The sequence below is a fragment of the bacterium genome (assembly GCA_030247525.1).
Lineage (GTDB): Bacteria > Electryoneota > JAOADG01 > JAOADG01 > JAOADG01 > JAOTSC01.
Genome location: JAOTSC010000153.1, coordinates 1 through 7,819, shown reverse-complemented (window position 1 = coordinate 7,819; position 7,819 = coordinate 1). Strand labels below are relative to the sequence as shown.

Here is a 7,819-nt window from a genome sequence, read left to right as displayed (position 1 = left end):
GACAAGCGTACCGCGCGAAGAATCGGAATGGTGGTTTATTGTTGGCAGGCATCGCCGGGCTTTGGGTGTACCAAATTTTTGTGAATGTTGCCATGACGTTGGGACTCATGCCGGTCGCTGGAATTCCACTGCCGTTTCTTTCGTATGGAGGATCGTCGATGCTTACCCATTGCGCCTTGATGGGATTTGCGATTGGTGCATCTACCCGGTGGCGAAGTTATGCGTAATATTAGTTGGAACTTCCACAATTTTGTGAGGAGTATGCTGTGATAAAACGATTTCTCTTATTAGCACTATTCGTTTGGGCAGCGCTTGCTAATGCCGGCGTAGTAGACGACCGCTACAATGCAGCGTTACAGAAGTTACAGAGTGGGAATCGTACCAACGCGCTGAGCGAAATGCGGGCGTTGTCGCTAAAGTATCCCAACCACCCGTTAGCCGGCAATTTTCATTATTGGTCAGGAGAAGCATTGTTGGGATTGGATCGTCCCGATGAAGCGCAACTGGAGTTTTTGATGGCGGCAGCAGTTCCTCATTCGACAAAGATTTCCCATGCGCGTTTCATGTTGGGGATGTGCTATTCGAGGCTCGGCAAAAAAACGTTGGCGAAAGCGGAATGGGAACGATTCATGCGCGACTTTCCGAACGATCCGCTCCTGCCCCGGGTGAAAGAGCGGTTGGCATTGTTGTAAGTTTCGAGCAGAGATTACAAACCGGAATGAAAACCACGTTGGAGGATTTGATGTCACGAATTTCGCTTTTTGTTATACTTACGATTACTGCGTTGGCATTCGCTGCCGAGCGCACCGTTCACCTCACGATTTACAATAACGATCTCGCAGTTGTTCGGGAAGTGCGCGAGGTAACGATTGCCAGCAATCAATTGTCAATTGCCGACGTTGCCGAGCGGATGGATCCAACTTCGGTCAAGCTATCGATTCCCGGAGCGACCGTCATCGAGCAAAATTACGAATACGATTTAGTAAACCAACAACGGTTACTCGAGCGGCGATTAGGCGAGCGGATTGACGTCGTACTGGAAAAAGGGGAACTCGTATCCGGAAAATTGCTGACGCCCGGCAGTTGGGGCATCGTCCTCGAAACCGAGAAAGAGATGCGGCTTTTACAAAGTGGAATTCAACAAATCCTGATTCCCGGTAATTCGCAAGGGATGTATCTTCGTCCGACATTGGTGTGGCAGCTCGCAGGTGACACGAAGGGAAAGAAGAGCGCCGAGCTTTCCTACACGACCAATGGAATATCATGGAGCGCTGAGTACATCGGCGTGTTGGCGGCAAAAGGGGAACAACTCGATTTTAATGGTTGGGTCGACATTAACAATCAAAGCGGTGCAACTTATCCCGATGCGAATCTGAAACTCATCGCTGGTGATATCAACCGGGTACAACCGGAACGAATGTATCGAGCGAAAGGTGGTATGGCAATGCAGACGATGGCGATGGATGAAGCAGCGCCACAGTTTGAAGAGCGCGGATTATTCGAATATCATCTATACGAATTGCAACGACCATCGACTGTATCCGACCGTCAACGGAAGCAGATTTCGCTGCTCTCGGCACCTACTGTCAAATATGAGAAGCAATTGAGTTATCAGATTTCTCAAGGCAATAAAAAAGTCAGCGTCACGGTGAAATTCAAGAACGAGAAAGCGTCGGGGATCGAGCAACCATTACCGGCGGGACGGGTACGACTATTCCAAGCGGAAGTGAGCGGTAACCGGGAATTCGTCGGCGAAGATCGGATCGATCACACCGGTATCGGCAACGAAGTGAAATTGAATGTCGGAAACGCTTTCGATGTGGTTGGCGAGACGGTGATGGAAGAAGAGCGCCGGATTAGCGACCGGGTAAACGAAGCGGATTGGAAAGTCACTTTGAAGAATAGTAAGAAGGAAGCAGTAACGGTCATTGCGTCTTGGCAAAGCGGCGGTGAGATTCGCGAGCCTTCGATTACTCCGGTGAAAAAGAGTGCACATCTGCACGAGTTTACGGTAACGATTCCTGCCCGCGGCGAATCGAAGTTGACATTCACTGTTCGCAATAAGTGGTAAGATGCTGGATAAACCAGTATTGCATTGGGAAAGCTCGCTGGAATATGCCCCCGGCGTCGGGCCGGCGCGATGGCAAACGCTGTCGGAGCTGGGTATCACGACGGTCGGCGACGCGCTGTCGCGTTGTCCCAAACGATACATCGACCGCTCGAAAGTATATGCAGTTGCTGAGTTAGCGACCCACGATAAAGAAGATGTCACTTGTATCGGAGAAGTGCAGAGCTTTGGCGAGATTTTTGCGAAGCGGATGCGGAAACGCATTTACAAAGTGATTTTTCAGGATGCAACCGGCGGCGCATTTGAAGTAATGTACTACGATGGTTTGTCGTACCATCGCGATCAATTCAAGGAAGGGGATTGGTTTGCCGTTTCGGGAAAGGTTTCGCTCTCGCCGGGTCGCCCGAATTTTTCCCATCCGTCCTTAGAAAAGTTAGAAGATGAAGAGACCCGGGAAGCGTATCGTGCTTCCGGTCGCATCGTTCCGGTTTATCCCCTCTCTGAATCAATGTTGCGAACCGGATTGCGAAGTCGGACATACCAACGCGTCATCGAAAAGCTACTCGAACGGTGCGAACTATCGGAAACCTTGCCGGAAGAAGTTCGTACCCGATGCGGATTGCCGGATCGAAAAACCTCTTTTCAGTATCTCCACCTACCCGAAAACATCGCCCAAACCGAAGTCGGTGCGGCATTTCAAATTGCGGAAGAGCTGTTCTTTTTCCAATGGGCGGTTTTGCTCAAGCGTGCCGAACAGAAACAGCTTCCCGCTCCTGCGCTGTCCGATGTTGGAAATCGCACCCACGAACTATTAAAAAAGTTTCCATTTGAATTGACGAAGGGACAACGGAATGTCCTGAACGAAATCTATAAGGATATGCGGCAACCGCGTCCGATGCTCCGTTTACTGCAAGGCGATGTCGGCAGCGGCAAGACCGTTATCGCATTACTCGCACTGATGATGGCGGTAGAGGCGGGTTGGCAAGGCGCTCTGATGGCTCCGACCGAAATACTTGCCGAACAGCATTACTTGACCAGCGTCGAACGATTTGAACAGTTAGGCGTTCGAGTCGGTCTGTTAGTGTCGGGGATGCCAATAGCGCGACAACGGGAGGTGCTGGGCGGTATCCAGTCCGGCGATATTCAGGTTGCGATTGGAACTCACGCTTTGATTCAGGAACGGGTAAAATTCAAGCGGTTGGGGTTGGTCATCATCGACGAACAGCACCGGTTTGGTGTCCGGCAGCGGGGTTTGTTGAGTGAAAAAGGGGAAGCGGTTCACACGTTAGTGATGACGGCAACGCCGATTCCCCGGACATTGGCATTAACGGCGTATGGTGACCTTGACGTATCGCGGCTGGATGAGAAACCGGCGGCGCGTGGCGCAATTAAGATGATTGGCGTTACACCGGCAAAACGGGAGGACGTCTACCGGGCAGTGCGCAGCAATGCCGAAGCCGGACTACAGAGTTACGTCGTGTTTCCGCTGGTGGAAGAGAGCGAGAAGCTCGATTTGAAGGCGGCAACCGAGGAGTACGAAACCTTATCTAAAGGAATATTGGCAGGTATTCCCGTGGGATTGTTGCATGGTCGAATGTCGCTCGAGGAAAAGAACCAGGCGTTGCATCGCTTCGCCAATGGCGTCACAAAAATTCTTATCGCGACGACAGTGATCGAGGTTGGGGTGGATGTTCCGACTGCAACGATGCTGGTGGTGGAACATGCCGAACGGTTTGGACTTGCACAGCTCCATCAACTCCGGGGTCGCATTGGCAGAGGCTCCTACCCGTCGCAATGTATTTTAATCGTATATCAGCATTCTTCAGCAGTTGTGAAGGATCGAATTGCTGCCATCAAACGAACGAACGACGGATTTGAACTCGCTGAGGTAGACCTTACATTACGGGGGTCTGGTGAGTACTTTGGAACAAGACAGCACGGCTTACCCGAATTGAAGTGGGCTGACTTAGTAAGGGATCGCGATTGGGTAATCCGGATGCGGGGCGAAGCAGAAATCACGATGGGACACCATCCCAATCGGGAGAATGACCCCGTTTGGGAAGAGTTCTATCGGCGGTTTGGCGACCGGATGAACTTAGGCACTGTCGCTTAAAGCATAGCAATCAATTCGTATAGTATAATTTACGCAAACCGATTCGTGTGAGTTATGGAACTGGAAGAAGAACCAATTCAAGAGCTTGACATTACCGCTATGAGTGGAAAAGTAATTGTGGTGGCGAATCAAAAGGGCGGCGTCGGTAAAACGACGACTGCTGTTAATCTCGCGACTGCGATTGCCCTTGCCGAGCGGAAGGTGCTGCTCATCGATATGGATCCCCAAGCGAATGCGACCAGCGGGTTGGGAGTAGAAGTTCCGCCGGATCATCCGACCAGTTACGAGTTATTACTCAAGGAAGTAGATTTCCGGAATTGCGTGTTACCGACCCAAGTAGAATACTTAAGCATTATACCTGCGCATATCCGGTTAGTCGGGGCGGAAATCGAACTGGTTCCGATGATGTCGCGCGAACACATGTTGAAAAACGCATTATCGACGATCCGCGAAGATTTTGAGTGGGTGATTATCGATTGTCCCCCATCGCTTGGATTATTGACGTTGAATGCCTTGACCGCTTCCGATTCGGTGTTGATCCCGATTCAAGCCGAGTATTACGCATTGGAAGGATTGACTCAGTTACTAAACACGATCCGGCTTGTGAAACGGCACTTGAATCCACAATTGGAAATCGAAGGGGCTGTTTTGACGATGTACGACCAACGATTGAGCCTATCGAAGCAAGTCCGCGACGATGTGAAACGGTTTTTTAAGGGTCGAGTGTTCGAAACCCCGATTCATCGTTCGGTCAAGCTTTCCGAGGCTCCGTCGCACGGACTTCCGATTTTTCTGTACGACATTACCAGTCGAGGCGCAAAAAACTATCTGGCGCTCGCCGAGGAGTTAATTCTCGATGAAACCTAAAGTACCAAGTCTCGGCCGAGGGTTATCCGCCTTGATCCCGGGGGCTTCCGACGAAGCGGTGGAGGGGGAATACCGCCAGCTTCCCATCGCGGCAATCGAACCGAATCCGTTACAACCACGCCGTCATTTCGATGAAACCTCGTTACAGGAATTAGCTGCTTCGATTAAGCAGCAAGGGGTGTTACAACCGTTGCTGGTGGAAGAACCGGAGCCGGGAGTGTTCCGGTTACTGGCAGGCGAGCGGCGATTGCGGGCAGCGAAATTAGCTGGTCTGACCGAAGTCCCGATTCGCTTGCTGCAAGGATTGGACGACGGCCAACGCGGACTTATTACCTTAATCGAGAATTTGCAACGCGAGGACTTGGATTCGATTGAGTTTGCCAATGGTTGTCAAAAGCTGTTGGAGCAAACAAATTGGACACACGATGAATTAGCGAAACAATTGGGACGCGGTCGTTCGACGATAACCAATACCTTGCGCATCCTGACGTTACCGGAAGCAGTCCAAGAGAGTATCCGACGCAGGGAATTGAGTGAAGGGCACGGCAGAGCGCTGTTAGGCGCACAACCCAAGGACATTCCAACGCTCTGGCGAATCGTTCTCGAACAAACGCTAAACGTCCGGCAGACCGAAGCGCTCGTCCAGAAGAGTATGGCGAGTACCCCGAAAGATACCGTAAAACGGGGCGGCAGACCGACCTACGACGACCCGGTATTGCGAAATCAGTTGGAGGAGCGACTTGGTTGTCAAATATTGTTTGCGGGGAACCCGAACAAAGGGAAAATCGTTCTACAGTTTCAGAGCGTCGAACAGCGCGAGGTACTTGTAAAAAAACTGTTAGAGCCGTAAGTTGCCAGTAATGGTTAGAATCCCGACAAAGAAAACACTTCTACTTCTACTACTACCGTTGTTTACCGCAGGATGTTTCACGACATCGATTCGGTACGCGGTCCGCACACCAAAACTTCTCATTAGTAACGTTACCATACCAGAACAAAGCAAACCGATTCCTATCCTCGACGATGATTCCCTCGATGCCGCCGATATTGAAGAGTATTTCCGCACTCATACTGAGAAACTGTTTGAGACCGAAGATTTACCCAGCGTTTCAATGGGTGATAATCATCCATTGACGATTGCGATAGCGCAATGGATGGGCACGAAATACCGCTTCGGTGGGAATGGCAGGAAAGGAATCGATTGTTCCGGTTTCGTGAATGAAGTCTTTGAAGAAGTAGGCATCGACTTGCCTCGCAGCTCGCGGGAAATTGCGAGAATCGGAGCGGAAATCAATCGCGAGAAATTGCGCTATGGCGATATTCTTACCTTTGCCCGTAAAAAGTCACGCATCCATCATGTTGGAATTTATCTGGGAGATGGAAGGTTTGCGCACGCTTCACGTAAAGGGGTAACAGTCTCGACCATCGAGAAAGGGTATTGGGCAAAGCGTTACCTTGGCGCTCGACGACTCGATATCAAAGGCATCGAAAATGCGAAACCGCCAGTTCCGGTCGATGTCGAGGAAGGCGGCGACCCCACCGAGCAAACTGATGCCGGATCATCAACCCCAGTACTCGGGAATATGTCAACCTCGCTGCATAAGTAATAACTACAGCAAGAGTGAGAATTTTTCGACGGGCAACTTGCCCGTTTTTTTTGCAATCGAATTCATGTAAGTGCTCATTACTTCAGCAATACCTGCTTCGCTTCCTCGAAGGTCTCCTCGACCAGATTATGATAAAACGGATCGATTTTCGATTTCATGGCGATTAAATCATCTCGCACCTGTCCGAGGTATTGCTCGAAGATATCGGGGTGTGTTAGATCGAACCGTTCTTGATGGGGAACATGCCGGGAATAGTTGCAGGCAACGTCGAGAAACGTGTGATAGACTTGGCAAATCACCAAATACTCGACATCGCTTACAGTTCCCGTATGATATTCCGCGAGTTTTCCCCGCAGTTTCTGCCAGCTCATTTTATCCTCCCGGTTGCTATTTTGGTGACACCTTGTTTTGAGTTGAGAAATACTATACTTGGTGAAAGTTGACTCTCCGTTTTTTAGCTCAGCTAACTCTGTATTGTTAGTTTACAATGGAAAAGAACAGAACAAAAGGAAAACACGAAGGCACCGAAAACTTTTCTCACATCTAGAAATTTTGGGAAGTTGTACGAATATGCTGTTAGCACTTGATTCAATTCGATATATTATAGTTTAGGATTTCTCCCAATTGAACTCGCGGGCATAGCTAAGCGTGGTTGGTGGAGGTGTGATGGCATTCCCGATTTTTCGTTACTCTTATGTTTCCTCCCTTTTACTTTTTTTCGTATTGGGATTCTGCGCTCCGGTAGCACAGGCGACGTCCTCGCCAACGCAAGCGAACATTCCGAAACCGTTCTTCTTCACTGAGAATCGGGGGCAATGGGATTCGCGCGTCCTCTACAAGTGTCAAGCGAAGAATGGCATGACTTGGTTCCTCGAACGCGATGGAATTACTCTCCTTGTGAGCAGGGAACAGGGAACGGGGGACAGGGAACATGGGGAGCAATCCGTACGTCGGACATTCTTGTCCGACGACTATTCCAGTAGGGGCAGACCCTCTGGGTCGCCCGCAGATGACGCCGTACGTCGGACATTCTTGTCCGACGACGTAATGGAAAATGACTTACCGGAAATGTTGCGCCGACATCCCGCGCGCTTCCCAATGAAGTCGCACGCCTTGAAATTTAAGTTCTTGAAGGGTGAAGGGTCAAAGGTCAAGGGTGAAGGG

Annotated in this window: 9 protein-coding genes; 8 read left to right on the top strand and 1 reads right to left on the bottom strand. The window is 50.3% G+C overall.

The features are described 5' to 3' along the window. From OEM52_12125 to OEM52_12095, 7 genes are all read left to right on the top strand, one after another. The coding region (locus OEM52_12125) for an FtsW/RodA/SpoVE family cell cycle protein (protein MDK9700885.1) at positions 1–227 on the top strand (227 nt) is incomplete at its 5' end. Positions 228–266: 39 nt separating this feature from the next. Beyond that, on the top strand, positions 267–692 hold the full coding sequence (locus tag OEM52_12120; protein MDK9700884.1) for a tetratricopeptide repeat protein: 426 nt from the start codon (positions 267–269) through the stop codon (positions 690–692). Positions 693–742: 50 nt separating this feature from the next. Beyond that, positions 743–2,071 (top strand): hypothetical protein, encoded by a 1,329-nt coding sequence (locus OEM52_12115; protein MDK9700883.1) that lies wholly within the window; start codon positions 743–745, stop codon positions 2,069–2,071. A gap of 1 nt (position 2,072) precedes the next feature. Further along, the gene (gene recG / locus OEM52_12110) at positions 2,073–4,181 is read left to right on the top strand and encodes an ATP-dependent DNA helicase RecG (protein ID MDK9700882.1); all 2,109 of its coding nucleotides are present in this window, start codon (positions 2,073–2,075) and stop codon (positions 4,179–4,181) included. A 99-nt stretch (positions 4,182–4,280) separates the two neighbouring features. Then, positions 4,281–5,048, top strand: a complete 768-nt coding sequence (locus OEM52_12105) for an AAA family ATPase (GenBank protein MDK9700881.1) — start codon at positions 4,281–4,283, stop codon at positions 5,046–5,048. Further along, positions 5,038–5,898 carry a ParB/RepB/Spo0J family partition protein gene (locus OEM52_12100; GenBank protein MDK9700880.1) on the top strand — a complete coding sequence of 287 codons (861 nt, stop codon included), beginning with the start codon at positions 5,038–5,040 and terminating at the stop codon, positions 5,896–5,898. The genes OEM52_12105 and OEM52_12100 overlap by 11 nt, the downstream gene beginning before the upstream one ends. 10 nt (positions 5,899–5,908) lie before the next feature. Further along, complete coding sequence (locus tag OEM52_12095) at positions 5,909–6,655, top strand: NlpC/P60 family protein (GenBank protein MDK9700879.1); 747 nt, start codon at positions 5,909–5,911, stop codon at positions 6,653–6,655. Between the two features lie 77 nt (positions 6,656–6,732). Here the strand turns inward: OEM52_12095 and OEM52_12090 are convergent, their stop codons facing one another. Further along, positions 6,733–7,026, bottom strand: coding sequence for a hypothetical protein (locus OEM52_12090; protein ID MDK9700878.1), 294 nt, complete (start codon positions 7,024–7,026; stop codon positions 6,733–6,735). A 295-nt stretch (positions 7,027–7,321) separates the two neighbouring features. Here OEM52_12090 and OEM52_12085 point away from each other — a divergent pair. Continuing rightward, positions 7,322–7,819 (top strand): hypothetical protein (locus OEM52_12085; GenBank protein ID MDK9700877.1); only part of this gene is annotated, 498 nt, incomplete at its 3' end.

Coding starts and splice junctions, on each gene's coding strand:
- OEM52_12115 (MDK9700883.1), top strand. CDS start 743: ATGTCACGAATTTCGCTTTTTGTTATACTTACGATTACTGCGTTGGCA.
- recG (MDK9700882.1), top strand. CDS start 2,073: ATGCTGGATAAACCAGTATTGCATTGGGAAAGCTCGCTGGAATATGCC.
- OEM52_12105 (MDK9700881.1), top strand. CDS start 4,281: ATGAGTGGAAAAGTAATTGTGGTGGCGAATCAAAAGGGCGGCGTCGGT.
- OEM52_12100 (MDK9700880.1), top strand. CDS start 5,038: ATGAAACCTAAAGTACCAAGTCTCGGCCGAGGGTTATCCGCCTTGATC.
- OEM52_12095 (MDK9700879.1), top strand. CDS start 5,909: ATGGTTAGAATCCCGACAAAGAAAACACTTCTACTTCTACTACTACCG.
- OEM52_12090 (MDK9700878.1), bottom strand. CDS start 7,026: ATGAGCTGGCAGAAACTGCGGGGAAAACTCGCGGAATATCATACGGGA.